Genomic DNA, 26,233 nt, shown 5'->3' with positions numbered 1-26,233 from the left:
TCTTACGCGTCGCGGTTCAGCCAGGCCATATACTCCGCTACGCCTTCGGCAACGGTTTTAAACGGCTTGTCGTAACCTGCTGCACGCAGATTGGTCAGGTCCGCCTGGGTAAACGCCTGGTAGCGGCCTTTCAGCTTCTCCGGGAACGGGATGTATTCGATCTCGCCCTTTTTGTGGAATGCCAGCGCGGCGTCGGCCACGGCCTGGAAGGACTCTGCGCGGCCGGTGCCGAGGTTGTAGATACCAGAGACGCGGTTTTCCCAGAACCACAGGTTTACCGCCGCCACGTCGCCCACGTAGACGAAGTCGCGCTTGAAGCCGTCGCTGCCTTCAAACAGCTTCGGCGTTTCGCCGTTGTTCAGCTGGGTGTTGAGGTGGAAAGCGACGCTGGCCATGCTGCCTTTATGGCCTTCACGCGGACCGTAGACGTTGAAGTAGCGGAAGCCGACGATCGGCGAGTTTGCTTCTGGCAGGATCTGGCGCACGTACTCATCAAACAGGAACTTGGAGTAGCCATAGACGTTCAGCGGCTGCTCATACTCGCGGGACTCAATAAAGTCGCTGGTGCGTCCGCCGTAGGTGGCTGCAGAGGAGGCGTACAGGAACGGAATATCGCGCTCCAGGCAGTAGTGCAGCAGCTCTTTGGAGTACTGATAGTTGTTATCCATCATGTACTTGCCGTCCCACTCGGTGGTGGAGGAGCATGCGCCTTCGTGGAAGATGGCTTCGATGTCGCCGAACTCTTCCCCCGCCATAATCTGGATGAGGAAATCCTCTTTATCCATATAGTCGGCGATGTTCAGATCGGCCAGGTTAACGAACTTGGTGCCGTCTTTCAGGTTATCGACCACCAGAATGTCAGTGATGCCTTTGTCATTGAGCGCTTTGACAATGTTGCTGCCGATAAAGCCTGCGCCGCCGGTAACGATAATCATAACTGTAACCTTTAAATGTGGATGCACTGAGACAATCTCAGGCATGAATACCTTTATCATACCATCACATTGCCGACCCTTCAGCCCTTCGCCGCGATCCCAGCGGGCCGTACGTGATTTGTGCTGCAAAAACGATAACCGGTGCGGCATCATCTCGTATCAGCGTAATGCTTTCGGTAAGATGTGCTGAAATTTGCCCAGTCTGGAGAATTGCAATGCGTGGGGATTTTTACCAACGGTTGAACAGCGACCTTGAAACCGCCCGAGCGGAAGGGTTGTTTAAAGAAGAACGCATTATCACCTCGGCCCAGCAGGCCGATATCACCGTTGCTGACGGCAGCCAGGTGATCAACTTCTGCGCCAACAACTACCTCGGTCTGGCGAACCATCCGGATCTCATCAACGCGGCGAAGGCCGGAATGGACAGCCACGGCTTCGGCATGGCCTCCGTGCGTTTCATCTGCGGTACCCAGGACAGCCATAAGGTCCTTGAGCAGAAGCTGGCCGGCTTCCTCGGCATGGAAGACGCCATTCTTTACTCCTCCTGCTTCGACGCCAACGGCGGCCTGTTTGAAACGCTGCTGGGGGCGGAAGACGCGATTATCTCTGATGCCCTGAACCACGCGTCTATCATCGACGGGGTACGCCTCTGCAAAGCCAAACGCTATCGCTACGCCAATAACGATATGCAGGAGCTGGAGGCACGTCTGCAGGAGGCGCGTGACGCGGGCGCGCGTCAGGTACTGATTGCCACCGACGGCGTCTTCTCTATGGACGGCGTGATTGCCAACCTGAAGGGCGTCTGCGACCTGGCAGACAAATATGAGGCGCTGGTGATGGTCGACGACTCTCACGCGGTGGGGTTTGTTGGCGAAAACGGCCGGGGTTCACACGAGTATTGTGACGTAATGGGCCGGGTGGACATTATCACCGGCACGCTGGGCAAGGCGCTTGGCGGTGCATCCGGCGGCTATACCGCAGCCCGTAAAGAGGTCGTGGAGTGGCTGCGTCAGCGCTCGCGTCCGTACCTGTTCTCTAACTCGCTGGCACCGGCGATTGTTGCCGCCTCCATCAAAGTCCTGGAGATGGTGGAGTCCGGCGCGGCGCTGCGTGACCGCCTGTGGTCAAATGCCAGCCTGTTCCGCGAGAAGATGACCGCGGCGGGCTTTACCCTGGCCGGGGCCGATCACGCCATTATTCCAGTAATGCTGGGCGATGCGGTCGTGGCGCAGAACTTTGCCCGCGAGCTGCAGAAAGAGGGGATCTACGTGACCGGCTTCTTCTTCCCGGTGGTGCCGAAAGGCCAGGCGCGCATTCGCACCCAGATGTCGGCGGCCCACTCCCCTGAACAGATTGAACGTGCGGTGGAGGCCTTCACCCGCATTGGTAAACAACTTGGCGTGATTGCCTGAGGACGAAAGATGAAAGCGTTATCCAAGCTGAAACCGCAGGAAGGGATCTGGATGACCGACGTGCCAGAGCCAGAGGTGGGCCATAACGATCTGCTGATCAAGATCCGCAAAAGTGCGATCTGCGGCACGGACGTGCACATCTATAACTGGGACGAGTGGTCACAAAAAACCATTCCGGTACCGATGGTCGTCGGCCATGAGTACGTTGGGGAAGTGGTCGGGATTGGCCAGGAGGTCAAAGGCTTTAAGATCGGCGACCGCGTTTCTGGCGAAGGCCACATTACCTGCGGGCACTGCCGTAACTGCCGCGGCGGCCGGACCCATCTCTGCCGTAACACCGTTGGCGTCGGCGTGAACCGCCCCGGCTCTTTTGCCGAGTATCTGGTTATTCCGGCCTTCAACGCCTTTAAAATTCCAGACAACATCTCTGACGAGCTGGCTGCGATTTTCGACCCGTTCGGCAACGCCGTGCATACCGCGCTCTCCTTCGATCTGGTGGGTGAGGACGTGCTGGTCTCCGGTGCGGGTCCTATCGGTATCATGGCGGCGGCGGTGGCGAAGCACGTTGGCGCACGCCACGTGGTGATCACCGATGTCAACGAGTACCGTTTGGATCTGGCGCGCAAAATGGGCGTTACCCGAGCGGTTAATGTGGCAACCGAGAGCCTGGATGATGTCATGGCCGAGCTGGGCATGACCGAAGGGTTTGACGTAGGGCTTGAGATGTCCGGCGCACCGCCGGCGTTCCGCACCATGCTCGATACCATGAACCACGGCGGCCGCATTGCGCTGCTGGGCATTCCGCCGTCAGAGATGTCTATCGACTGGAACAAGGTTATCTTTAAAGGCCTGTTTATCAAGGGTATCTATGGCCGCGAGATGTTTGAAACCTGGTACAAGATGGCAGCGCTGATCCAGTCTGGCCTGGACCTCACGCCGATCATTACCCACCGTTTCGGCATCAATGAGTTCCAGCAGGGCTTTGACGCCATGCGCTCCGGCCAGTCCGGAAAGGTGATCCTGAGCTGGAATTAATCTTCCGCCAGCGTTAACTCAGACCAGGCCCCAAAAGCCTGGTCTTTTTATTTGTACAGCTTTTAACCTTATCTTAATATTCGGCTGGTAAAAGGGAGGGATATTCTAAAGATGGAATGATTATCCCATGACAACCCCTACAAAAAAGCTGAGCGTCATTATCCCGCTGTACAATGCCGGGAACGATTTTAAAGCCTGCATGGAGTCGCTGATCGCCCAGACATGGACCGATCTGGAGATCATCATTGTTAACGATGGCTCGACGGATAACTCCGTGGAGATCGCTAAGTTTTACGCCGAAGCGTACCCTCACATTCGCCTGCTGCATCAGGCAAATTCCGGCGTCTCCGTCGCCCGCAACCGCGCGCTGGACGTGGCAACCGGGGATTATATTGCCTTTGTCGACGCCGATGACGAAGTCTATCCCACCATGTATGAAAAGCTGATGGCAATGGCGATGGCGGACGACCTGGATGTCGCCCAGTGCAACGCCGACTGGAGCTCGCGGGCTACCGGCAAGGTATGGCAATCCATTCCCACCAGCCGCCTGCGTTCCACGGGCGTACTCACCGGGCCGGACTGGCTGCGGATGGGGCTGAGGTCACGCCGCTGGACGCACGTGCTGTGGATGGGGGTCTATCGCCATGATCTGATCAAACAGCACCGGATCCGCTTTGTACCGGGCCTGCATCATCAGGATATTATCTGGAGCACCGAGTTTATGTTTAATACCCGGCGCGTCAGGTACACCGAAGAGTCGCTGTACAGGTATTATCAGCACGATAACTCCGTTAGCCATATGAAGCGGCAGGGGGATAAGAACCTCGCCTATCAGCGGCACTACATCAAGATCACGCGCCTGCTGGAGAAACTCAACAGCGACTATGCGGGACGTATCCCTATCTATCCGGAGTTCCGCCAGCAGATTACCTATGAGGCGCTGCGCGTGTTTCACGCCCTGCGTAAAGAGCCAGATACCCTGACCCAGCAACGCATGATTGCCGAGGTATTCACGTCAGGGATGTACCGCCGAATGCTGACCAACGTGCGCAGCGTCAAGATGGCCTACCAGGCGCTGCTCTGGTCGCTGCGGCTCTACAGGTGGCGCGATAAATCGCTGTCGCACCACCGTATTGCCCGCAGGGTGCTGAACCTGGGTTAGCTTTTTCCCCAGCCCTGCCACTGCTGCTGGAACCATGCCGTGACCGAACTCTGGCTAATGCTTTCGCCCAGCACGGTAAAGAAGCGGCTGGCGTGAACCGGCTGCAGAGGCTGCTTCGGTTTACACAGCTTCACGCCGTGGAACGGATTGCGCGGCGCATTGGGTTGAGTGCTGCCAGCAGGCGGCGTCAGGTTCGGTCTTGAGGTATCCGTCTGCGGTTCGTTAAGCAGGCTGCTCGGACGCACCAGGGTGATATCCCCCGGCAGGCTGTAGATCATCTGCTGCAACACACGCACGGTCGAAGGGTGAGGGTGGCCAATGGCGATCGCCGAGCCGTTGCGGCGGGCCAGGTCTACCGCCCGGTTAAACTGGCGGCGGATATCGCCTTCATTCTGCGTATCATCAAGAAATACCCGACGCTTGATTACCTTTACGCCCGTCCCGGCGGCGGCGCGCATCGCCTGGCTGTTGCCGATGGTCATGCTGTCGAGGAAGTAGAGGTTATAGCGCTCCAGGGCCTGCATCACCTTCTGCATGCCAAACAGGCTTGAGGTCATGGCGCTGCCCATGTGGTTATTCAGGCCGACGGCGTAGGGCACTTTGCCATAGGCGTCGCGAATGATGCGCTCGATCTCGTCGCTGCTCATCTCCGGGCGCAGGGTATCTTTTTCCAGCGGCTGCTTGCTCAGCGGGGCCATCGGCAGGTGGATCAGCACCTCATGGCCGCTATTGTGCGCTTTAGTGGCCATCTCATGGGCATGAGGCGCGTTGGGCAGCACGGCCACGGAAACTTCAGCGGGCATCGCCAGCACCTGGTTTTCCGTATGCGGGCGATAGCCGAAATCATCAATAACAATGGAGAGCTTGCCGGCGTGCGCCGGAACAATGAACGGCAGAAGCGTCATAATCGAGAAAAACAGACGACGAAGCTGAAGCAAAACTTATCTTCCCAACCACGGTTGTGGATTAACCGCCTGACCCTGACGACGAATTTCAAAATAGAGTGACGGACGGCCCTGACCGCCACTGCTGCCCACGAGGGCAATGGGTTGACCGGCGCGAACCTGGGTTCCAACGCTGACCAGAGCGCTCTGATTATAGCCGTAAAGGCTCATATCGCCTTTCCCGTGCTCAACCACCACCACCAGGCCGTAGCCCTGTAGCCAGTCGGCGAGGATCACCCGTCCATCAGCGATAGCTTTCACTTCGCTCCCTTCGGACGCACCGATCACAATCCCTTTCCACCGTAGCTCACCCTGCAGCTGTTCGCCATAGCGATGGAGCAGCGAGCCGCGAACCGGCCAGTAGGCCTGACCACGCGGCGAGCCTAAGCCGCCGGTACGCGACATTAGTGAGCGTTCGCTCTCGGTGGGTTTATAGGTGGTGCCTTTGCGTGACGCTTCCTGCTGGCGATCGCGTACTGCGTCGGCCTCGCGCGCCTCGCGCTCTGCCCGCGCTTTTGCTGCGGCTTCGGCCCGGGCAAGGCTGTTACGCAGACGGGATTCGTTAGCTCGCAGCTCGCTCAGCTGCTGCTGGCCCGCCTGAATGGAGCTTTCCAGACTGGTAAGGGTCTTTTTACGCTCGTTGCGCGCCTGCTCCAGCTTCGCCTGCTGGGCCTGCTGTTCATAGAGCAGCGTCTGCTGCTGGCTCTGCTTCTCTTCCAGCTCGGCACGCTGGGCAGCCACCTCTTCGCGGGTCTGCTTGAGCTGGGCGATAGTCTCCTGGCGAGCCTGGTTCAGGTAGCCATAGTAGGCCTGCATGCGCTCGCCGCGGGCGGTCTCTTCGCTGTTAAAGATATACTGCACGCCGGAATGCTCGCCCTGGCGAAAGGCGGCGTCGAGCTGGGCCGCCAGGTTACGCTCCTGGCTGGCTTTCTGCTGCTCAAGCTTTGCAATTGACGCATTCATGGCGTCGATCTGCTTGTTGAGTTCGTTGAGGGTGCTTTGGGTTTCACGCAGCTTGCGGGCGGCGGCGGAGATCGCCTCCTCCTGGACTTTAAGCTGCGCCAGAAGCGTAGCGCGCTGCTGCTGCTGCTGCCGTACCGCTCGCTCTTTGCTGGCGATATCGGCCTGAATCGATTTTAGCTGGTCGCGATCGTCCGCGTGGGCAGGAAAAACGCACAGCAAAACGCCAGCGCTGAGCGCGCTGGCACAGAACAATGGCCGGACAGTGTCGGCCCATGTAATTGAAAAAATCGCCTTTCCCCTCATGGGGAGCGATTATTCCACGATAAACAGCGGCCTGCCAGTCATCTCTTGCGGGATTTCCATGCCCATCAGGCTCAGCATGGTCGGCGCGATGTCGGAAAGTTTACCGCCGCTGACTGCTTTAACCGATTTACCCCCGACGTAGATCAGCGGAACCGGCAGGTTAGTGTGGGCGGTATGGGCCTGACCGGTGGCCGGGTCGCGCATCTGCTCGGCATTGCCGTGATCCGCGGTAATCAACAGCTGGCCGCCTGCGGACTCTACCGCGTCGGCGACCTCGGCGATGCAGTTGTCCAGCGTTTCGACGGCGGCAACGGCAGCCTCAAACACGCCGGTATGGCCGACCATATCGCCGTTCGGATAGTTGCAGATGATGGTGTCGTACTTGCCGCTCTTGATAGCAGCGACCAATTTTTCAGTTAATTCTGCAGAGCTCATCTCTGGCTGCAGATCGTAGGTCGCCACTTTCGGAGAGTTGATCAGGATGCGATCTTCACCGCTGAACGGCTCTTCCACGCCGCCGTTGAAGAAGAAGGTGACGTGCGCGTACTTTTCCGTTTCGGAAATGCGCAGCTGAGTTTTGTCGTTCTTCGCCATCCATTCGCCAAAGGTATTGGCCAGCGAGGCTGGCGGGTAGGCACAGGACGCGGTGATGTCAGCAGCGTATTGCGTCAGCATCACGAACTCACCCAGCTTGATGGTTTTTTTCCGCGCGAAGCCGTCAAAATCGGCGCTGACGAAGGCGCGGGTGATCTCACGGGCGCGGTCGGCACGGAAGTTCATGAAAATCAGCGCGTCGCCATCCTGCATGGCCGAGTCGGCCTGGCCTGCGGCACGGATCACCGTCGCCTTCACGAATTCGTCGTTCTCGTCGCGCGCGTAGGCGGCCTGAAGACCCGCCACGGCGGTGTCGGCCTGGTATTCACCCTTCGCCTGGGTCATCAGGTCATAGGCCTGCTCAACGCGATCCCAGCGGTTGTCGCGGTCCATGGCATAGTAGCGGCCAATAATCGTCGCGACGCGGCCTTTGCCCAGCTCGGCAAACTTCTCTTCAAAACGTTTCAGCGAGGATTCTGCGCTACGCGGCGGGGTATCGCGTCCGTCGAGAAACGCATGCAGGTAGAGCTTCTCCGCACCGCGTGCCGCAGCCAGCTCTACCATCGCCAGAATGTGATCTTCATGACTGTGCACGCCACCTGCCGAGAGCAGGCCCATAATGTGCACGGCTTTACCTTGTGCGACGGCGTTATCTACCGCGCCCGCCAGCGCCGGGTTGCTGAAGAAGGTACGCTCTTTGATCTCTACGTCCAGACGGGTGAGATCCTGATAAACAATGCGGCCTGCGCCCAGGTTGACGTGACCCACTTCAGAGTTACCCATCTGGCGGTCCGGCAGGCCCACTTCGAGGCCGGAAGCGTCAACCAGCGTGTGCGGACGTTTCGCCCACAGTGCATCCATGACCGGCGTTTTGGCATTAAAAATAGCGTTATCCTGCTGATCTTCGCGGTAGCCGTAGCCATCCAGAATCACCAGTACCATAGGTTTTTTAGTAACCGACATTGCGACAACCCTCAAGCTCATAAGACAAAAAATTTGCCTGATTTTACTACGACTGAATCGATTAAATAGCCGCAGAAGATCAAAGAAAAGGGTGGTGAAAGGCGTGGTTTGGGCCGCTTTTCGCGCTTTTTTCCGTGACGGTACGCAGAAAATGCATTCCTTATTGCTCGCTGGCTGTATTTGCCACACTGCACAGGTATACTCCTTTCCTGGTTTTTTTATTCACTGAGTCGGGAGCTGTTACCCCCCATGCAAGAAATTATGCAATTTGTTAGCCGTCACCCCATCCTCTGTATCGCGTGGGTTGTATTACTGGGGGCGGTGCTGTTCACCACCTTCAAGGGCCTTACCTCCAAAGTAAAAGTGATCACCCGTGGTGAAGCGACGCGTCTGATTAACAAAGAAGAGGCCGTAGTTGTCGATCTGCGTCAGCGTGATGATTTCCGCAAAGGGCATATCGCCGGCGCGGTGAATTTGCTGCCAGCCGAAATTAAAGCCAATAATGTAGGTGAGCTTGATAAACACAAAAGCAAACCCATTATTGTTGTAGATGGTTCTGGCATGCAGGCGCAGGAGCCTGCCAGCGCGCTGGTCAACGCGGGCTTCACACAGGTCTATGTGCTGAAGGATGGCGTGGCAGGCTGGAGCGGCGAAAACCTACCGCTGGTTCGCGGTAAATAATCTGGAGAAGCGTTATGGCCAACATTGAAATCTATACCAAAGCAACCTGCCCGTTCTGCCACCGTGCAAAGGCGTTGCTGGACAGCAAAGGCGTGACCTACGCGGAGCTGCCGATTGACGGCAATGCCGTGAAGCGCGAAGAGATGATTCAACGTAGTGGCCGTACGACCGTGCCGCAGATTTTTATTGATGCACAGCACATTGGCGGCTGTGACGACTTGTATGCGCTGGATGCGCGTGGTGGACTCGATCCCCTGTTGCGCTAAGGCGTTTGAGTATATTACTAAGGGTTTTTCTCATGTCAGAACAAAATAACACCGAAATGTCTTTCCAGATCCAGCGTATCTACACCAAGGATGTCTCTTTTGAAGCGCCGAATGCGCCTCATGTATTCCAGAAAGACTGGCAGCCAGAAGTTAAACTGGATCTGGATACCGCATCCAGCCAGCTGGCTGATGACGTATACGAAGTGGTCTTGCGTGTGACCGTTACCGCAAGCCTGGGCGAAGAGACCGCGTTCCTGTGCGAAGTGCAGCAGGCCGGTATCTTCTCCGTTGGTGGTATCGAAGGCAACCAGATGGCGCACTGCCTGGGCGCGTACTGCCCGAACATTCTGTTCCCGTACGCCCGCGAATGCATCACTAGCCTGGTTTCTCGCGGTACCTTCCCGCAGCTGAACCTTGCGCCGGTCAACTTTGATGCGCTGTTCATGAACTATTTGCAGCAGCAGGCTGGTGAAGGTACTGAAGAACATCAGGATGCCTGATGAGTACACCTAATGCTCATATGACTGTGATCGGTGCCGGCTCTTACGGCACCGCTCTTGCCATTACGCTGGCAAGAAATGGCCACCAGGTTATTCTCTGGGGGCACGATCCAAAACATATCGCGACCCTGCAGCACGATCGCTGCAATGCCGCATTCCTTCCCGATGTGCCTTTTCCCGACACGCTGCACCTTGAGAGCGATCTAGCGACCGCAGTACAGGCCAGCCGCAATATTCTGGTGGTAGTACCAAGCCACGTGTTTGGCGACGTGCTGCGGCAGATCAAGCCGCTGATGCGTGACGATGCGCGTATCGTCTGGGCGACCAAAGGTCTGGAAGCCGAGACCGGACGCCTGCTGCAGGACGTGGCGCGTGAGGCGGTGGGCGACACCATTCCGCTGGCGGTGATCTCCGGGCCAACCTTCGCCAAAGAGCTGGCAGCGGGTCTGCCGACGGCCATTGCGCTGGCCTCGACGGATAGCGCCTTTGCTGAAGATCTCCAGCAGCTGCTGCACTGCGGCAAAAGCTTCCGCGTCTACAGCAACCCGGACTTTATCGGCGTCCAGCTGGGCGGGGCGGTGAAAAACGTCATCGCCATTGGGGCAGGGATGTCGGACGGCATCGGCTTTGGGGCCAACGCCCGTACCGCGCTCATTACCCGTGGGCTGGCAGAGATGTCACGCCTCGGCGCTGCGCTGGGTGCTTCTCCCGAAACCTTTATGGGGATGGCAGGGTTAGGCGATCTGGTGCTGACCTGTACCGATAACCAATCCCGCAACCGTCGTTTCGGCATGATGCTCGGCCAGGGTATGGACGTGCAGCAGGCCCAGACGCAGATCGGTCAGGTGGTAGAAGGCTACCGCAATACGAAAGAGGTCCGCGAGTTGGCACACCGCTTTGGTGTCGAAATGCCGATTACCGAGGAGATATTTCAAGTATTGTATTGCGGTAAAAATGCGCGCGAGGCAGCATTGACCCTGTTAGGGCGCACGCGCAAGGACGAGCGTAGCAGTCAGTAAAGTCAAATCATCTAAATGGACACGGCCAACGTAGATTGGCCGGTCTCTTTTATTACGTCTGGAGTATGCAATGCCGTGTGAAGAGCTGGATCTGGTCTGGAATAATATTAAAGCCGAAGCCCGGGCGCTGGCGGACTGTGAGCCCATGCTGGCCAGTTTCTATCACGCGACGTTACTCAAGCATGAAAATCTCGGCAGCGCGCTGAGCTATATGCTGGCCAACAAGCTGGCATCGCCCATCATGCCCGCCATCGCTATCCGCGAAGTGGTCGAAGAGGCCTACGCCGCCGATCCAGAGATGATCGCCTCTGCCGCCTGCGATATTCAGGCGGTGCGCACCCGTGACCCGGCGGTAGATAAATACTCTACGCCGCTGCTCTACCTGAAAGGTTTCCATGCGTTGCAGGCCTACCGCATCGGGCACTGGCTATGGGCAGAGGGCCGCCGCGCGCTGGCTATCTTCCTGCAAAACCAGGTCTCGGTGTCGTTCCAGGTCGATATTCACCCGGCGGCGCGGATTGGCCGCGGCATCATGCTCGACCATGCCACCGGCATTGTGGTGGGTGAAACGGCGGTGATTGAAAACGATGTCTCGATTCTGCAATCCGTCACCCTCGGCGGGACCGGCAAAACCAGCGGCGATCGCCATCCGAAAATCCGTGAAGGGGTGATGATTGGCGCAGGGGCAAAAATTCTCGGCAATATCGAAGTCGGACGCGGCGCGAAGATTGGCGCAGGTTCAGTGGTATTGCAGCCTGTACCGCCTCATACCACTGCCGCAGGGGTTCCGGCACGCATTGTCGGTAAGCCTGAGTCGGACAAGCCCGCAATGGATATGGATCAGCACTTCGCTGCCCATCATGGGTTCGAGTACGGCGACGGAATATAATCCGCACGCATGATGTAGGCCGGGTAAGCGTAGCGCCACCCGGCGAAACCTCAACTCCGTAGCACCGCTCCTGCGTATCCCAGCTGACGCCACGCCTCATACACCACCACCGACACTGCGTTAGACAGGTTCATGCTGCGGCTGTCCGGCATCATCGGGATGCGGATCTTCTGCTCTGGCGGCAGCACATCGAGGATCGTCGCGGGCAGGCCGCGCGTCTCGGGACCAAACATCAGATAGTCGCCCTCCTGATAGCTCACCGCGCTGTGCGCAGGCGTGCCCTTGGTGGTGAGCGCAAACAGACGCTGCGGATTTTCCGCTGCCATAAACGCCGCGTAGTCAGCGTGACGCTGCACGGCGGTGAACTCATGGTAATCCAGCCCCGCCCGGCGCAGGCGCTTATCGTCCCAGGTAAAGCCCATCGGTTCGATAATATGCAGACGGAAGCCGGTATTGGCGCAAAGACGAATGATATTCCCGGTATTCGGCGGGATCTCCGGTTCAAATAAGACGATGTTCAGCATGGTGCCCCCTCAATAACGCGGGGCAGCATAGCAGACTTACGCGCAAATTACGCCGCGTCGCCGGTCTTCACCGGTTCAAATACCGACTCGTGCTCAACGTTCTGCACCAGCAGGTCGCGGGTGATCTCCTTAATGGATTTCGCCCCGGTCAGGGTCATCGCCACGCGCATCTCTTTCTCGATCAGGTTCAGCAGGTTGGCGACGCCCGCCTGGCCGTGGGTTGCCAGCGCATAGAGGTAGGCCCGGCCCAGCAGCACGCTGTCCGCCCCGAGGGCAATCATCCGCACCACGTCGAGGCCGTTACGGATCCCACTGTCGGCCAAAATAGCGATGTCGCCCTTCACCGCATCGGCAATCGCCGGCAGCGCCCGGGCGGAGGAGAGCACCCCATCCAGCTGGCGGCCGCCGTGGTTCGACACCACAATGCCGTCCGCACCAAAGCGCACCGCGTCACGGGCATCTTCGGCATCAAGGATCCCCTTGATCACCATCGGGCCGTCCCAGAATTCGCGGATCCACTCCAGGTCTTTCCACGAGATAGAGGGATCGAAGTTGTTTGCCAGCCAGCCAATGTAATCTTCAAGCCCGGTCGGCTTGCCGAGATAGGTAGAGATGTTGCCGAGATCGTGCGGACGACCGTGCAGGCCCACATCCCAGGCCCAGCGGGGATGGGTCACTGACTGCCAGTAGCGGCGCATAGCGGCGTTGGCCCCGCTCATGCCAGAGTGGGCATCCCGGTAGCGTGCGCCTGGCGTCGGCATATCTACGGTAAACACCAGCGTCGAGCAGCCCGCCGCTTTTGCCCGCTCCAGCGCATTGCGCATAAAGCCGCGATCGCGCAGAACGTAAAGCTGGAACCACATCGGGCGCTTCAGGGTAGGGGCTACCTCTTCGATCGGGCAGACCGAGACGGTGGAGAGGGTAAATGGAATACCCTTCGCATCGGCAGCGGCGGCGGCCTGCACCTCACCCCGGCGGGCATACATGCCGCACAGTCCTACCGGCGCGAGCGCCACCGGCATAGAGAGCTTTTCATTAAACAGCGTGGTCTCCAGGCTCAGATCGGCCATGTTTTTCAATACGCGCTGGCGCAGGGCAACCTGGGCAAGATCCTCAACGTTGCGGCGTAGGGTATATTCCGCGTACGCACCGCCGTCGATGTAGTGGAACAGGAAAGGGGGCAGGATGCGCTGAGCCGCTGCGCGGTAATCACTGGCTGCAGAAATAATCATGCGGTGTTCTCCCTGGTAGGGTCGGGATCGCCCGGCAGGCGGGTGATGCGTGCCTGACGAGCCTGATCTTCATCGAATTGTTTAATGGTGGTGTGGACAAAGCCCAGATGCGCCATCATCGCTTTTCGTGCGGCTTCGGCGTCGCCGGCCAGGATAGCGTCGAGCACCGCCTGGTGCTGTTCAGTAAGCTGGGCGAACACCGGCGGAACCTGATACATGCGCTGGCGGCTCTGCTTAACCGACGACTGCAGCAGATCGAAGAAGCCGCGCATAGTCTGTAGCAGCACCACGTTATGTGATGCTTCGGCGATGGCCAGATGAAAACGCACGTCGGCCTGCGAGGCGATGTCCGGATCTTTGCTCTGGGTCGCTTCGTAGCAAACACGGAGTTTCTCTTTATCGGCATCGGTGGCGCGCATCGCCGCGTGCCAGGCAGTGCTGGCCTCGATGGCGTGGCGGGCCTCAAGGATATCGAAGCTGTAGTCGGGGTCGTGCTCCAGCAGGGTTTTCAGCGGCTGGACAATATTTTGCTCAGACCAGTCGTCATGCTGCCAGCGAACAAAGGTGCCGCCACCGCGACGGCTCAGCAGCACCCCTTCGTTGACCAGCGTAGCCAGCGCTTCGCGCAGCGAGTTGCGTGACACGCCGAGCTGCGCGGCTAGCTGACGCTCGGCGGGCAGCTTCATGCCCGCCTCCAGCTGCTGGTCTTTTATTAGCGCCCGCACGCGAGAGGCGATCTCAGCGGAGAGGCGTTTAGGCATCACGATCACGGGATCATCCAGGTTAAGACGTAGGCCTGAAGGGTGGTAATAATCCCCACCATGCAGGTGAAAATCAGGCTGTGTTTCACGGTAAAGCGGAACAGATCCGACTCTTTACCCACCAGCCCCACCGCCGCACAGGCAATGGCAATGGACTGCGGGGAGATCATTTTCCCGGTCACGCCGCCGGTGGTGTTGGCCGCAACCAGCAGCACGTCCGAGACGCCAATCTGCTGCGCGGCCGTTGCCTGCAGGGCGGCAAACAGGGCGTTTGACGAGGTATCGGAGCCGGTAAGAAATACCCCCAGCCAGCCAAGGAACGGCGAGAAGAAGGTAAAGGCGTGTCCGGTATGGGCCAGCGCCAGCGCCAGCGTCGAGGAGAGACCGGAGTAGTTAGAGATAAAGGCGAATGCCAGCACCATACCGATAGAGTAGATAGGCAGGGCCAGCTCCTTCAGCGTGAGGGCGAAGGTCTGCACCGCCGCCGCTGGCTTCATCCGCAGCCAGACAATCGAGAGCAGGGCGGCAAACAGGATCGCCGTACCGGTGGCCGAGAACCAGTCAAACTTATAGACCGCCGCATAGGGCGTTGCCGCGTTAACCACCGGCGGCATGCGGGCGACCAGCTTATCCAGGTACGGGACCGAAATGTTGATCACCATGTCGTACAGCGCCCCGCCCGGTGCAAACAGTGCTTTGAACGGCGGCACGCTCCACAGCGTTACCGTGGCGGTAAGGAACAGGAACGGCGACCACGCCTTGATAATCTGGCCTGCGCTGTAGCGGGTGCGGGCCAGGGTCTCATCAACCTGAGAGGCACCCATATCGCCGAAGCGGAAGATGCGCACCGGCTGCCAGCGTTTCAGGAACAGCGTCAGACAGACCAGCGACACCAGCGAGGAGATGATGTCCGGCAGCTCGGGACCAATAAAGTTAGAGCTCAGGTACTGGGCGATGGCGAATGAGCCGCCCGCCACCATCACTGCCGGCCAGGTCTCTTTAATGCCGCGCCAGCCGTCCATAATCGCCATGATCCAGAACAGCACGATAATGGTTAAAAACGGCAGCTGACGCCCCACCATCTGGCCGATCTCAAAGCTGTCCAGGCCGGTTACCTGCCCGGCCACCAGAATGGGAATGCCCATCGCGCCGAAGGCCACCGGCGCGGTATTGACGATCAGGCACAGCCCGGCGGCATACAGCGGATTAAAACCCAGCCCCACCAGCAGCGCGGCGGTGATTGCCACCGGCGCGCCAAACCCTGCCGCCCCTTCAAGAAACGCGCCGAAGGAGAAGCCAACGATCAGCATCTGCAGGCGCTGGTCTGGGGTAATAGAGAGAATGGATGAGCGAATAATATCGAACTGCCCGGTCTTGACCGAGATTTTGTAGACAAACACCGCGGCAATAATGATCCACGCAATTGGCCACAGGCCGTAGAAGAAGCCGTACACCACCGACGCCATGGCGCGGTCCACCGGCATCTTGTAGAAAAAGAGCGCTACCAGCAGGGCGATGGCGACGGTGTATGTCGCGGCAAGGTAGCCCTTCAGCTTGAGCTTAATCAGCGCGAAGAAGAAGAACAGGATCGGCAGGGAGGCGATTAGGCTCGACAGCCAGATATTGCCAGCCGGATCGTAGTTTTGTTGCCACAGGCTCATTGCAGGTCTCCTGGGGACCTTGCTGGCCGATCGGCGGTGAGTCTGCGCTCATCTCTGCGTCACAGTCAGTGTAAAAGTGGTCCAGCCAATTGGGTTGTGTAGGGTTTATGACAACAAATGGTTAACCAGATGTTATGTTTCGGCAATGAGTTTGTAAGTGCAAATCGTGGAAGTGTGAAGCGCAGGGCGGTTGGTCAAAGGATTGGTAGGGCCAATTTAGGGAGGAGGGAATGAAGCCGAGCAAGCATAGCGCCGCCCGGCAAAAAATCAGAATGCGGTCTTCGCGAAGCCGGTCATCTCTTTCAGACCCATCTCGCGGCCCAGGGCGGTCATCGGGTGCACGACTACCAGCCCGCGCGTGCTTTTCTTCAGCTTGCCCATATCGGCCTGCTCTTTTTTGGTAATCGCCCGGCGGAAAGGCAGATCCATTAGCTTCTGCGCCTCTTTACTCAGCTTCTGGCCGTGTACTTCGCGCAGGCGAGTAATCTCCGCTTCCAGCGTCTCTTTCTCTTTTTCCAGCTCGGCGTACTTCTCGGCAGATTCAACCAGCGACAGGGCAGCCTGCTGGTGGCGGATAGCATCAAGGCGATCGCTCAGGCGTTTAATTTCGTTCTTTTCGATTTCTTTCATAACGGATGACTCTAAAAACAGGGGAATTACTGCAAAGGATACACTAATGTGCGCAACGTTACTTCTGAAAGGCTTTTTTCAGGCTGATGCGTGAGATCAGCCCGGTCAGAGAGAGCACCATGGTTGAGCGCACCACCTGCTGGTAACGCTGTCTCTGCATGGCGTAGAGATCGGCGTCGCTGGTATCAAACTGGGGCACGGGGGGCAGGGCAGAGACGCAGTGCAGCTCGCCAAAGGGGCCGAGGATCTCGTCATCGGTAAACCCGTACTCGTTGCCGTCGTGGTTCAGCTCTTCACGCAGGGCCATCAGCAGCTCTGCGTCCTCATATTCGTGACGACTAATCACGCCGAGGCCGTAGATCAGCTTTAAGCGCACGGAGAGATCGCCCAGCGGGCCATCGCCCTCCAGCAGCGGCTCCACGGCGTATTTCACCGCATAATCGTCTTTGCGGAACACCTGAAGTACCAGAATATTCACCGCTTCCGTGAGTAGCTCAACGGCGGCGATGAGGAAACTTCGGACGGTTTTGCCAGCATTCAGACGCTCAAGCACACGGTTTTCAAAGGCCTGGGTTTCTTCCATTATTGCCTGCATATCCGACAATCTTATATTCGGGCGCGGAGTCTCACTCCGCGCCGGGTAGGGCATCATGCCTGAGCGTTATAAACGTTAACCGCTTCGGCGACAACGTCGCTTGCGCTCTCCAGACCGGAGATCTGCGCCAGCGCAGCCTGCGGGCCTTTCTCGTCAATCAGCGCCGCCAGCTCAAGGGCCTGCGGATCCTGCTCGCTGCGGTAGTGCATGGCAGCGGCGATCCCTTTGACCAGGTTCTCGTGCGGCAGACGATACTCAAGGGTGCCGAGCAGCGGCTTAATCAGACGGTCGCCAATGCTCAGCTTACGCAGCGGCTGACGGCCTACGCGCTCAACGTCATCCTTCAGGTACGGGTTCTCAAAGCGGCCGAGGATCTTCTCGATATAGGCAGCGTGCTTCGCTTCATCAAAGCCGTAACGCTTGATCAGCACTGCACCGCTCTCCTCCATCGCCCCTTTCACCACCGCGCGGATCGTCTCATCAAGAATGGCGTCGCGAATGGTCTGGTGGCCCGCCTGGCGGCCAAGGTACGCGGTTATAGCATGGCCGGTGTTCAGGGTGAAGAGCTTACGCTCGACAAACGCCATTAAATTATCTGTTGGTTCCATGCCCGGAATGTTCGGCAGCGCGCCTTTGAACTGGGTCTTGTCAACGATCCACTCGCTAAAGGTCTCCACGGTCACCTCCAGCGGATCGTGGGTAGCAGAGGCCGACGGCGGAACAATGCGGTCTACGGCTGAGTCGACGAAGCCAACGTGCGCTTCAACCCAGGCTTTGTCCTCATCTGCCAGCGCAATGAGAACGTGACCTTTCAACTGTGTCGTACCGCGCACCATGTTCTCACAGGCGATAATGTTCAGCGGGGTCTCTACGCCCTGCGCTTTACGCTTCGTCAGCCCTTTGGCAATCGCGGGTGCAATGCGCTCCAGCACAACCGGGCCAACCGCCGTGGTCACCAGGTCCACTTCGGCAATCAGATCGACCACCTCATCGCCAATGCTGCTCACCGCGTTGACGCCGGAGACGGTATCAACCTGCTCGTTTTCACCCACCACATGAACCTGATAGCTATGACGGGCATTCAGGGCGTCGAGCACCGTCTGATTCACATCGGCGAACGTCAGCGTAATTCCAGCGTCCGCCAGCAGTTTGCCGATGAAGCCACGTCCGATATTACCTGCGCCAAAATGTAATGCTTTCATAGTATTAACCTTCATTAATGTTTTTACCCGAGAGGGCTGGGGTGAGGCTCTGACCTCACCCAAACCCTCTCCGCAAAGGGAGAGGGGAGGAGGGCTTACTTGTTCAGCAGCGCCAGCACTTCTTCAACGCTATCGGTATGCGCCAGGCGCTCGATAATAGACTCATCGTCCAGAGCATTGGTCAGGCTGGTAATCACCTGAATGTGCTCATTATTACGTGCGGCGATACCGATGACCAGACGAGCAATGTCCTCTTCTTCTTCGCCGAAGCGCACGCCCTGCGGATACTGGCAGAACACGACGCCGGTTTTCAGCACGCGATCTTTCGCTTCAACCGTACCGTGCGGAACCGCGATGGACTCACCCAGGTAGGTCGGGGTCAGCTTTTCGCGCTCCAGCATGGCGTCGACATACTCCGGCTGCACATAGCCGCCTTTCACCAGCTGCTCACCGGCAAAGCGAATCGCCTCTTCTTTATGGCTCGCGGTGCGGCCAAGGAAGATGTTCTCCGCGCCCAGCTTGAACAGGTGGCTGTTGCTCTCGTCAATGCTGTCCTGCAGGCTGGTGCGCACTTTCGTCTCGTTGTCCGTATGACGCTGGGCCGCCACCAGACGCTCGGTCAGGTTGCTATAGAGGCCGCTGTCGAGGAAGTTAGTCAGCGAAATGTGCTGCGCCTGCGGAACCTGGCGCATCGCACGCTCGGTCAGGTCGCGGTGGGTAATAACCACGTCCACGTCTGCCGGCAGGCTGTTGATCGCGCTGTTGGTCACGGAGATGTTGGTCAGGCCAGCATCCTGCACTTTCTTACGCAGTACGCCTGCACCCATGGCGCTTGAACCCATCCCGGCGTCGCAGGCTACGATGATTTTACGTACGTGGCTGAGGTCGTTAGAGACCGCGCCCGCCGCCAGCGGCGTTCCAGCAGCGGCAGCGGTTGCGCCTTTGGATTCTGCTTTCATGTCGTGCATACGGCGGGTTGCCGCTTCGATATCGTCCTCTTCTTTCACCTTGCTGGTTTTCAGCAGGATGGCGGAGATAACGAAAGAAACAGCCATCGCAGCGACGATAGCGGCGATGTTAGCGAAGTAAGCACCTTTCGGCGTCATCGCCAGTACAGCCAGGATAGAGCCAGGAGAAGCCGGAGAGACCAGGCCGCCGTTCAGCACGCTCAGGGTAAACACGCCGGTCATACCGCCGAGGATAACGGCGATCAGCAGGCGCGGGTTCATCAGCACATACGGGAAGTAAATTTCGTGGATACCGCCCAGGAAGTGGATGATAGCCGCACCGCCTGCAGACTGTTTCGCGCTGCCGCGACCGAAGAACATGTATGCCAGCAGGACGCCCATGCCCGGACCCGGGTTTGCTTCAATCAGGAAGAAGATGGACTTGCCGATATCATGAGACTGCTGAATACCCAGCGGTGAGAAGATACCGTGGTTGATGGCGTTATTGAGGAACAGGATTTTCGCCGGTTCAACAAACACAGAGGCCAGCGGCAGCATGTCATGGACAACCATGAAGTTAACGCCAGCGGCCAGGGCTTTAGAGAGCACCTCTACCGCCGGGCCAATGCCGAGGAACGCCAGAATCGCGAGGATCATACCGATGATGCCCGCAGAGAAGTTGTTCACCAGCATTTCAAAGCCGGATTTGATCTTGCCATCAACCCAGACGTCAAAGCGTTTGATCGCCCAGCCACCCAGCGGACCGGCAATCATTGCGCCGAGGAACATCGGCATATCGGCACCGACGATCACGCCCATGGTGGTGATAGCACCGACCACGCCGCCGCGATCGCCGCCCACCAGGCGACCACCGGTATAACCGATCAGCAGCGGCAGCAAATAGGTAATCATTGGGCCGACAAGTTTTGCCAGCGTTTCGTTAGGCAACCACCCTGTTGGAATAAACAACGCGGTGATAATACCCCAGGCGATAAATGCGCCAATGTTGGGCATTACCATGTTGCTGAGAAAACGACCAAAGCTTTGCACCTTGATCTTGATATCGGATGACATAAAACACCCCTTCTAATGTTTGCTGTCGCGCAGGGCGGAGGCCCAACTTTTTTTGTTAACGAGGCGGCAGAGGTAGCCGAACCCATGTTCTGTGTGGCGAATCTGGCACCGAATCGAGAAACTGTCCAGATAGCGCGATTTAGTGTGATTCAGATCACACTAATACAGGGATAACGCCCTGTTTATGTGTGACTTCGATCACAAATCGTAGGTGTAAAAAAAGAACGGTGGGTAAAAAAAAGACGGTACAGGGCTGTTAATGTGATGTTAATCACATTTGTATGTCGTTACTTTGTTTGTTGTTTGTGATTTAGATCACAAGAAATTTTCACCTGGACTTTTCTTAACGTGAGCGGCAGCAACTTCTTATTGCCAGACTCGGCAATACTGTAAGTCAGCAACATCTTCTCAGCGTAGATTCGAGGTCAACATTATGTTCCTGAATTACTTTGCGCTCGGCATCCTCATCTTTGTCTTCCTGGTGCTCTTTTACGGCATCATTATTATTCATGACATTCCTTATCGAATTGCCAAAGCCCGTAATCATCCCCACGCCGATGCGATCCATATTGCAGGCTGGGTGAGCCTTTTTACCCTGCACGTGCTGTGGCCGTTTCTCTGGATCTGGGCCACGCTCTACCGCCCGGAACGCGGGTGGGGGATGCAGTCTCACCTTAACGGCGGCAGCGAGCTACCGCTGCAGCAGCGCGTGGAGGCCCTTGAAAGAGAGCTGAAGCGAATGCAAACCCGAGCGGGAGAGTAGCGTATGGATCTGCTGATCGTCCTAACCTACGTCGCCCTGGCCTGGGCCATCTTTAAAATATTCCGCATTCCGGTTAACCAGTGGACGCTCTCCACAGCGGCGCTGGGAGGCATATTCCTTGTCAGCGCCCTGATCCTGCTCATGAACTACAACCACCCCTATACCTTCACGGCGCAGAAAGCGGTGATCTCAATTCCGATTACGCCGCAGGTCACCGGCCTCGTCAGTGAGGTAACCGATAAATCAAACCAGCTGATTAAAAAGGGCGAAGTGCTTTTTAAGCTCGATCCAGTGCGCTATCAGGCCCGGGTCGACAGGCTTAATGCCGACCTGGTGACGGCCACCCACAATATCCACGTGCTCAAAGCGCAGCTGGTGGGTGCCCAGGCCAATACCCTGCGCGTCTCGGCCGAACGTGACCGCCTCTACAAAGATTATCAGCGCTACGTGCGCGGCAGCCGGGCAAGGGTGAATCCGTTTTCTGAAAGCGATATCGACAACGCCCGACAGAACTATCTCGCTCAGGATGCGATGGTAAAAACCTCCGTGGCCGATCAGGTGCAGATCCAGAGTCAGCTGGACAGCATGGTCAACGGCGAGCAGTCACAGATCGTTAGCCTGCGGGCGCAGCTGACGGAAGCGAAATATAACCTTGAACAGACGGTGATCCGCGCCCCCAGCGACGGCTACGTGACTCAGGTGCTGATCCGGCCGGGAACCTACGCCGCCGCGCTGCCTCTGCGTCCGGTAATGGTCTTTATCCCCCAGCAGAAGCGGCAGATTGTGGCCCAGTTCCGCCAGAACTCTCTGCTGCGCCTTGAGCCTGGCGACGAAGCAGAGGTGGTGTTCAATGCCCTGCCGGGACAGGTGTTTAAGGGCAAGCTGACCTCTATTCTGCCGGTAGTGCCGGGCGGCTCCTACCAGGCGCAGGGCGTGCTGCAATCGCTGACGGTAGTACCCGGCACCGACGGCGTGCTGGGCACTATTGAGCTGGAGCCGAATGCCGAAGTAGATGCCCTGCCGGACGGCATCTATGCCCAGGTCGCGGTCTACTCCGATCATTTCCACCACGTCTCGGTGATGCGCAAGGTGCTGCTGCGGATGACCAGCTGGATGCACTATCTCTACCTTGACCATTAATCTCAAAAGGCAGGAATGTGCCAGGCATCACCTGCCTTTTTTTCAGCGCTGATCCATAATTACTTTTTTCTGGGTAGACAGGATCAGTCAATGAAACTTATCGGCAGCTATACCAGTCCGTTTGTACGTAAAATCTCCGTTATCCTGCTGGAGAAGGGGATCACATTTGAATTTGTGAATGAGTTCCCCTACAACGGCGAAAACGGCGTTGCGCACTACAATCCGCTGGGTAAAGTCCCGGCGCTGGTCACCGACGAGGGCGACATCTGGTACGACTCGCCTATCATAGCTGCCTGGCTGGAGCTGCTGGACGTCGCGCCCGCGATGCTGCCGCCGGATCCAAAGGCGGCGTTGAAGCTGCGCCAGATAGAAGCCCTGGCCGATGGGGTGATGGACGCCGGGCTGGTCTCGGTGCGCGAGCAGGCCCGACCGGCAGCCCAGCAGTCAGAAACCGAGCTGCTGCGCCAGCGGGAGAAAATTAGCCGGGCGCTGGACATGCTGGAAAAGCACGTCAGCGAGGGCGATATTCAGCCGGACGATCTTAACGTTGCTACCATCGCCGTGGCCTGCGCCATCGGCTATATCAACTTCCGCCGCATCTCGCCCGGCTGGTGCGTGGACAGGCCGCAGCTGGTGAAGCTGGTAGAGAATCTGTTCCAGCGGGAAAGCTTTGCCCGCACCGAACCGCCAAAGTCTTAGCCCATCATACTGACAGCCTGCGCCGGTACGCTGTACAATCCCCCTTCACGTCGAATCCTCTCCGGCGGGAGGGGTAATCTACCGCAGGCTCTGTCATGACCCTTGAACAACGCTCACTTTTCAGCCAGATCCCGGCAACCGATCGTCTGCTGCACGCCGACGCGTTTGCTCTCTTAGTCGACACCTTCGGTCATCGCCGCGTCGTGGATACCCTGCGCCAGCTTCAGGACGAGGCCCGCCTTGCGGTGCGCGAAACCCAGGCCCTGCCTGCCTGGTGCGCGGACTGGGCGGCGGCAACGGAGAGCCGTTTGACGCAGCATGAAACCCGCGCCCTGCGGCCGGTATTTAACCTCACCGGCACGGTGCTGCATACCAATCTCGGACGCGCGCTACAGGCGGAAGCCGCCATTGACGCGGTTGCCGAAGCGATGCGCACTCCGGTGACGCTGGAGTATGCCCTTGATGAAGCCGGGCGCGGTCATCGCGATCGCGGCGTCGCGGATCTGCTCTGCCGCCTCACCGGCGCAGAGGATGCCTGCATTGTGAATAACAACGCGGCGGCGGTGCTGCTGATGCTGGCCGCGCTGGCGAACGGCAAAGAGGTGGTGGTGTCGCGCGGCGAGCTGGTAGAGATTGGCGGCGCGTTCCGCATTCCGGACGTGATGCGCCAGGCGGGCTGCGTGCTGCACGAGGTAGGGACGACCAACCGCACCCATGCCAAAGACTACCGTGAGGCGGTGAACGAGAATACGGCGCTGCTGATGAAGGTGCATACCAGCAACTATGCCGTCACTGGCTTCACTAAAGCGGTGGAGGAGGCGGAGCTGGTGCAGATCGGCCTGCCGCTGAACGTGCCGGTGGTGGCCGACTTAGGCAGCGGCTCGCTGATCGATCTCAGCCAGTACGGCCTGCCGAAAGAGCCGATGCCGCAGGAGATGATTGCCGCAGGCGTCAGCCTCGTGAGCTTCTCCGGCGATAAGCTACCCGGCGGCCCGCAGGCGGGGATCATCATCGGCAAGCGCGAGCTGATTGCGAAGCTCCAGCAGCACCCGCTGAAGCGCGCTCTGCGGGTGGATAAGATGACCCTCGCCGCGCTGGAGGCAACGCTCAGGCTCTATCTGCATCCGGAGAAGCTGGCCGAACGGCTGCCAACGCTGCGCCTGCTGACCCGCAGCGCGGACGAGATCCGCCAGCAGGCCGAGCGGCTGCAGCCCGCCCTGGAGAACCACTACGCTGAGTTTTTAGTTCAGGTTGAAGCCTGCCAGTCGCAAATCGGTAGCGGATCGCTGCCGGTAGACAGGTTACCCAGCGCAGCGCTGACCTTTACTCCCCGCGACGGACGCGGCAGCCGCCTTGAAGCACTGGCGGCACAGTGGCGTGCCCTGTCGCAGCCGGTGATTGGCCGCATCTCCGACGGTCGTCTGTGGCTCGATCTACGCTGCCTTGACGATGAATCCCGCTTTTTGAACAGGTTACTGAAATGATTATTGCAACCGCCGGGCACGTCGACCACGGCAAAACCACGCTGCTGGAGGCGCTCACCGGTATCAACGCCGACCGGCTGCCGGAAGAGAAGAAGCGTGGCATGACTATCGATCTCGGCTACGCCTACTGGCCCCAGCCGGACGGGCGCGTGCCGGGCTTTATCGATGTGCCGGGCCACGAGAAGTTTCTCGCCAATATGCTGGCGGGCGTCGGCGGTATCGACGGCGCGCTGCTGGTGGTTGCCTGCGACGACGGTGTGATGGCTCAAACCCGGGAGCACCTGGCGATTTTACAGCTCACCGGCAACCCGGCGCTGACCGTGGCGCTGACCAAGGCCGATCGCGTGGACGAGGCGCGGATAGCCGAGGTTGAGGCCGAGGTGCATAGCGTGCTGGCAGAGTACGGCTATCCGCAGGCAACGCTGTTTACTACCGCCGCGACGCAGGGAGTGGGCATTGAGGCCCTGCGCGCGCACTTGCTGGCGCTGCCCGAGCGCGAGCAGACCGACGAGCGCCGCTTCCGCCTTGCCATCGATCGCGCCTTTAGCGTCAAGGGCGCGGGGCTGGTAGTGACCGGCACAGCACTCTCCGGTAGCGTAAAAGTGGGCGATACCCTGTGGCTCACCGGGGTGAACAAGCCAATGCGCGTGCGCGGTCTCCATGCGCAAAACCAGCCGGTTGAGCAGGCCCACGCCGGGCAGCGCATCGCCCTGAACATCGCGGGCGATGCGGAGAAAGAGGCTATCAGCCGCGGCGACTGGCTGCTGACCGAGGCTCCGCCTGAGCCTGTGACACGACTGATCGTGGCGCTGCACACCCACGCGCCGCTGGGCCAATGGCAGCCGCTGCACATTCACCATGCCGCCAGCCACGTTACAGGCCGCGTCTCGCTGCTCGACGATAATCTTGCCGAGCTGGTGTTGGATACACCGCTGTGGCTGGCGGATAACGATCGGCTGGTGCTGCGCGATATCGCTGCTCGCGCTACGCTGGCCGGGGCGAGGGTGGTCACGCTCAATCCGCCGCGCCGGGGCAAACGCAAGGCGGAGTACCTGGCGTGGATCGCTGCGCTGGCGGAAGCGGGTGACGATGCCGGTGCGCTGGCGGTGCACCTGACACGCGGCGCGGTAGATCTGCCGTCATTCGCGTGGGAGAGACAGCTTAACGTTCAGGGGCTGGCGGCGTTGACCGAGACTCCACACATGATTCAGGCGGGAGACAACCTGATTAGCGCCGCGGTAGCCGCCCGCTGGCAGCGCAAGATCCTTGATACTCTGGCCACCTACCATGCCCAGCATCGGGACGAGCCGGGGCCAGGGCGCGAGCGTCTGCGCCGCATGGCCTTGCCGATGGAGAACGAGGCGCTGGTGCTGACGCTGATCGAGCGGATGCGGGAGAGCGGAGAGATCCACAGCCACCACGGCTGGCTGCACCTGCCGGATCATAAAGCGGGCTTCACCGCCGAGCAGGAGGCGATCTGGCAGAAAGTCGCCACGCTGTTTGCGGATGAGCCCTGGTGGGTGCGCGACCTTGCGCGGGAAGTAGGCGCAGATGAGCAGATCATGCGCAGCGTCCTGCACCAGGCGGCGCAGCAGGGGCTGATCACGGCGATCGTAAAGGATCGCTACTACCGCAACGATCGCATTGTGGCCTTTGCGAACCTGATCCGCACCCTGGACGGCGAACGTGGATCAACCTGTGCCGCCGATTTCCGCGATCGGCTCAACGTCGGACGCAAGCTGGCGATTCAGATCCTCGAATATTTCGACCGCATCGGCTTTACCCGCCGACGCGGCAACGATCACCTGCTGCGCGACGCGCTGCTGTTCCCGGCGGAACCGCAGGCGTAACCCTG

25 protein-coding genes are annotated in these 26,233 nt (G+C 58.8%); 13 read left to right on the top strand and 12 right to left on the bottom strand.

All coding sequences use genetic code 11. The annotated features are described in order from the left end of the window. Window positions 1-2: 2 nt before the first annotated feature. Entirely contained in the window at window positions 3-935 is a 933-nt protein-coding gene (rfaD, locus tag WFN61_RS18165) for an ADP-glyceromanno-heptose 6-epimerase (RefSeq protein ID WP_042393318.1), read from the bottom strand. Between the two features lie 215 nt (window positions 936-1,150). Here rfaD and kbl point away from each other — a divergent pair, with 215 nt between their 5' ends. From kbl to WFN61_RS18150, 3 genes are all read left to right on the top strand, one after another. Beyond that, window positions 1,151-2,347, top strand: a complete 1,197-nt coding sequence (gene kbl / locus WFN61_RS18160; RefSeq protein WP_337039031.1) for a glycine C-acetyltransferase — start codon at window positions 1,151-1,153, stop codon at window positions 2,345-2,347. A 9-nt stretch (window positions 2,348-2,356) separates the two neighbouring features. Then, window positions 2,357-3,382 carry an L-threonine 3-dehydrogenase gene (tdh, locus tag WFN61_RS18155; RefSeq protein ID WP_257758795.1) on the top strand — a complete coding sequence of 342 codons (1,026 nt, stop codon included), beginning with the start codon at window positions 2,357-2,359 and terminating at the stop codon, window positions 3,380-3,382. A gap of 127 nt (window positions 3,383-3,509) precedes the next feature. Continuing rightward, window positions 3,510-4,544, top strand: coding sequence for a glycosyltransferase (locus WFN61_RS18150; RefSeq protein WP_144818445.1), 1,035 nt, complete (start codon window positions 3,510-3,512; stop codon window positions 4,542-4,544). Here the strand turns inward: WFN61_RS18150 and WFN61_RS18145 are convergent. From WFN61_RS18145 to gpmM, 3 genes are read right to left on the bottom strand one after another with little or no spacing between them, the layout of a single operon-like run. After that, window positions 4,541-5,449 (bottom strand): divergent polysaccharide deacetylase family protein, encoded by a 909-nt coding sequence (locus tag WFN61_RS18145; RefSeq protein ID WP_144818531.1) that lies wholly within the window; start codon window positions 5,447-5,449, stop codon window positions 4,541-4,543. The two genes, WFN61_RS18150 and WFN61_RS18145, sit on opposite strands and share 4 nt — an antisense overlap. A gap of 36 nt (window positions 5,450-5,485) precedes the next feature. After that, complete coding sequence (envC, locus tag WFN61_RS18140; protein ID WP_337039030.1) at window positions 5,486-6,754, bottom strand: murein hydrolase activator EnvC; 1,269 nt, start codon at window positions 6,752-6,754, stop codon at window positions 5,486-5,488. Between the two features lie 9 nt (window positions 6,755-6,763). Beyond that, on the bottom strand, window positions 6,764-8,311 hold the full coding sequence (gene gpmM, locus WFN61_RS18135; protein ID WP_337039029.1) for a 2,3-bisphosphoglycerate-independent phosphoglycerate mutase: 1,548 nt from the start codon (window positions 8,309-8,311) through the stop codon (window positions 6,764-6,766). A 249-nt stretch (window positions 8,312-8,560) separates the two neighbouring features. Between gpmM and WFN61_RS18130 the strand changes: the two genes are divergently transcribed. The 5 genes from WFN61_RS18130 to cysE all read left to right on the top strand — a co-directional run bounded on the left by WFN61_RS18130 (window position 8,561) and on the right by cysE (window position 11,666). Continuing rightward, window positions 8,561-8,992, top strand: a complete 432-nt coding sequence (locus tag WFN61_RS18130) for a rhodanese-like domain-containing protein (protein WP_042393305.1) — start codon at window positions 8,561-8,563, stop codon at window positions 8,990-8,992. 14 nt (window positions 8,993-9,006) lie between these two features. Then, the gene (grxC, locus tag WFN61_RS18125; protein ID WP_144818451.1) at window positions 9,007-9,258 is read left to right on the top strand and encodes a glutaredoxin 3; all 252 of its coding nucleotides are present in this window, start codon (window positions 9,007-9,009) and stop codon (window positions 9,256-9,258) included. 32 nt (window positions 9,259-9,290) lie between these two features. After that, the gene (gene secB / locus WFN61_RS18120) at window positions 9,291-9,758 is read left to right on the top strand and encodes a protein-export chaperone SecB (protein ID WP_042393300.1); all 468 of its coding nucleotides are present in this window, start codon (window positions 9,291-9,293) and stop codon (window positions 9,756-9,758) included. Further along, window positions 9,758-10,777, top strand: a complete 1,020-nt coding sequence (gpsA, locus tag WFN61_RS18115) for an NAD(P)H-dependent glycerol-3-phosphate dehydrogenase (protein WP_337039028.1) — start codon at window positions 9,758-9,760, stop codon at window positions 10,775-10,777. Before secB ends, gpsA begins: the two co-directional genes overlap by 1 nt. Before the next feature lie 70 nt (window positions 10,778-10,847). After that, a complete protein-coding gene (gene cysE / locus WFN61_RS18110) occupies window positions 10,848-11,666 on the top strand; it encodes a serine O-acetyltransferase (RefSeq protein ID WP_042393296.1) in 819 nt (272 codons plus the stop codon). Window positions 11,667-11,716: 50 nt separating this feature from the next. Here the strand turns inward: cysE and trmL are convergent, their stop codons facing one another. The 8 genes from trmL to WFN61_RS18070 form a co-directional block, all read right to left on the bottom strand. Beyond that, window positions 11,717-12,190, bottom strand: coding sequence for a tRNA (uridine(34)/cytosine(34)/5-carboxymethylaminomethyluridine(34)-2'-O)-methyltransferase TrmL (gene trmL / locus WFN61_RS18105; protein WP_312275009.1), 474 nt, complete (start codon window positions 12,188-12,190; stop codon window positions 11,717-11,719). 47 nt (window positions 12,191-12,237) lie between these two features. After that, the gene (gene lldD / locus WFN61_RS18100; RefSeq protein ID WP_238082402.1) at window positions 12,238-13,422 is read right to left on the bottom strand and encodes an FMN-dependent L-lactate dehydrogenase LldD; all 1,185 of its coding nucleotides are present in this window, start codon (window positions 13,420-13,422) and stop codon (window positions 12,238-12,240) included. Beyond that, complete coding sequence (gene lldR / locus WFN61_RS18095; RefSeq protein WP_312177334.1) at window positions 13,419-14,192, bottom strand: transcriptional regulator LldR; 774 nt, start codon at window positions 14,190-14,192, stop codon at window positions 13,419-13,421. Before lldR ends, lldD begins: the two co-directional genes overlap by 4 nt. Next, window positions 14,189-15,844 (bottom strand): L-lactate permease, encoded by a 1,656-nt coding sequence (gene lldP, locus WFN61_RS18090; RefSeq protein ID WP_144818457.1) that lies wholly within the window; start codon window positions 15,842-15,844, stop codon window positions 14,189-14,191. Before lldP ends, lldR begins: the two co-directional genes overlap by 4 nt. Before the next feature lie 267 nt (window positions 15,845-16,111). Then, window positions 16,112-16,474: a YibL family ribosome-associated protein gene (locus tag WFN61_RS18085; protein WP_144818459.1), complete on the bottom strand. Its 363-nt coding sequence runs from the start codon at window positions 16,472-16,474 to the stop codon at window positions 16,112-16,114. Window positions 16,475-16,532: 58 nt separating this feature from the next. After that, on the bottom strand, window positions 16,533-17,123 hold the full coding sequence (gene mtlR / locus WFN61_RS18080; protein WP_144818533.1) for a mannitol operon repressor MtlR: 591 nt from the start codon (window positions 17,121-17,123) through the stop codon (window positions 16,533-16,535). Then, on the bottom strand, window positions 17,123-18,271 hold the full coding sequence (mtlD, locus tag WFN61_RS18075) for a mannitol-1-phosphate 5-dehydrogenase (protein WP_337039025.1): 1,149 nt from the start codon (window positions 18,269-18,271) through the stop codon (window positions 17,123-17,125). The genes mtlR and mtlD overlap by 1 nt, the downstream gene beginning before the upstream one ends. Window positions 18,272-18,366: 95 nt before the next feature. Further along, window positions 18,367-20,292, bottom strand: a complete 1,926-nt coding sequence (locus WFN61_RS18070; RefSeq protein WP_257758789.1) for a PTS mannitol transporter subunit IICBA — start codon at window positions 20,290-20,292, stop codon at window positions 18,367-18,369. A 433-nt stretch (window positions 20,293-20,725) separates the two neighbouring features. On the opposite strand from WFN61_RS18070, the gene WFN61_RS18065 reads away from it, so the two are divergent. The 5 genes from WFN61_RS18065 to selB all read left to right on the top strand — a co-directional run bounded on the left by WFN61_RS18065 (window position 20,726) and on the right by selB (window position 26,228). Next, window positions 20,726-21,055, top strand: a complete 330-nt coding sequence (locus WFN61_RS18065) for a DUF3302 domain-containing protein (RefSeq protein WP_144818465.1) — start codon at window positions 20,726-20,728, stop codon at window positions 21,053-21,055. A gap of 3 nt (window positions 21,056-21,058) precedes the next feature. Continuing rightward, window positions 21,059-22,195, top strand: coding sequence for an HlyD family secretion protein (locus WFN61_RS18060; RefSeq protein WP_144818467.1), 1,137 nt, complete (start codon window positions 21,059-21,061; stop codon window positions 22,193-22,195). Window positions 22,196-22,285: 90 nt separating this feature from the next. Continuing rightward, a complete protein-coding gene (locus WFN61_RS18055) occupies window positions 22,286-22,894 on the top strand; it encodes a glutathione S-transferase (protein ID WP_144818476.1) in 609 nt (202 codons plus the stop codon). Between the two features lie 95 nt (window positions 22,895-22,989). Next, entirely contained in the window at window positions 22,990-24,378 is a 1,389-nt protein-coding gene (gene selA / locus WFN61_RS18050) for an L-seryl-tRNA(Sec) selenium transferase (RefSeq protein ID WP_312177326.1), read from the top strand. Further along, on the top strand, window positions 24,375-26,228 hold the full coding sequence (gene selB / locus WFN61_RS18045; protein WP_337039023.1) for a selenocysteine-specific translation elongation factor: 1,854 nt from the start codon (window positions 24,375-24,377) through the stop codon (window positions 26,226-26,228). Before selA ends, selB begins: the two co-directional genes overlap by 4 nt. The last annotated feature ends 5 nt before the right edge of the window (window positions 26,229-26,233 follow it).

It is taken from the genome of Pseudescherichia sp. AS216, assembly GCF_037152055.1.
Taxonomy (GTDB): domain Bacteria; phylum Pseudomonadota; class Gammaproteobacteria; order Enterobacterales; family Enterobacteriaceae; genus Pseudescherichia.
This window is presented reverse-complemented; position numbering and strand designations above follow the sequence as displayed.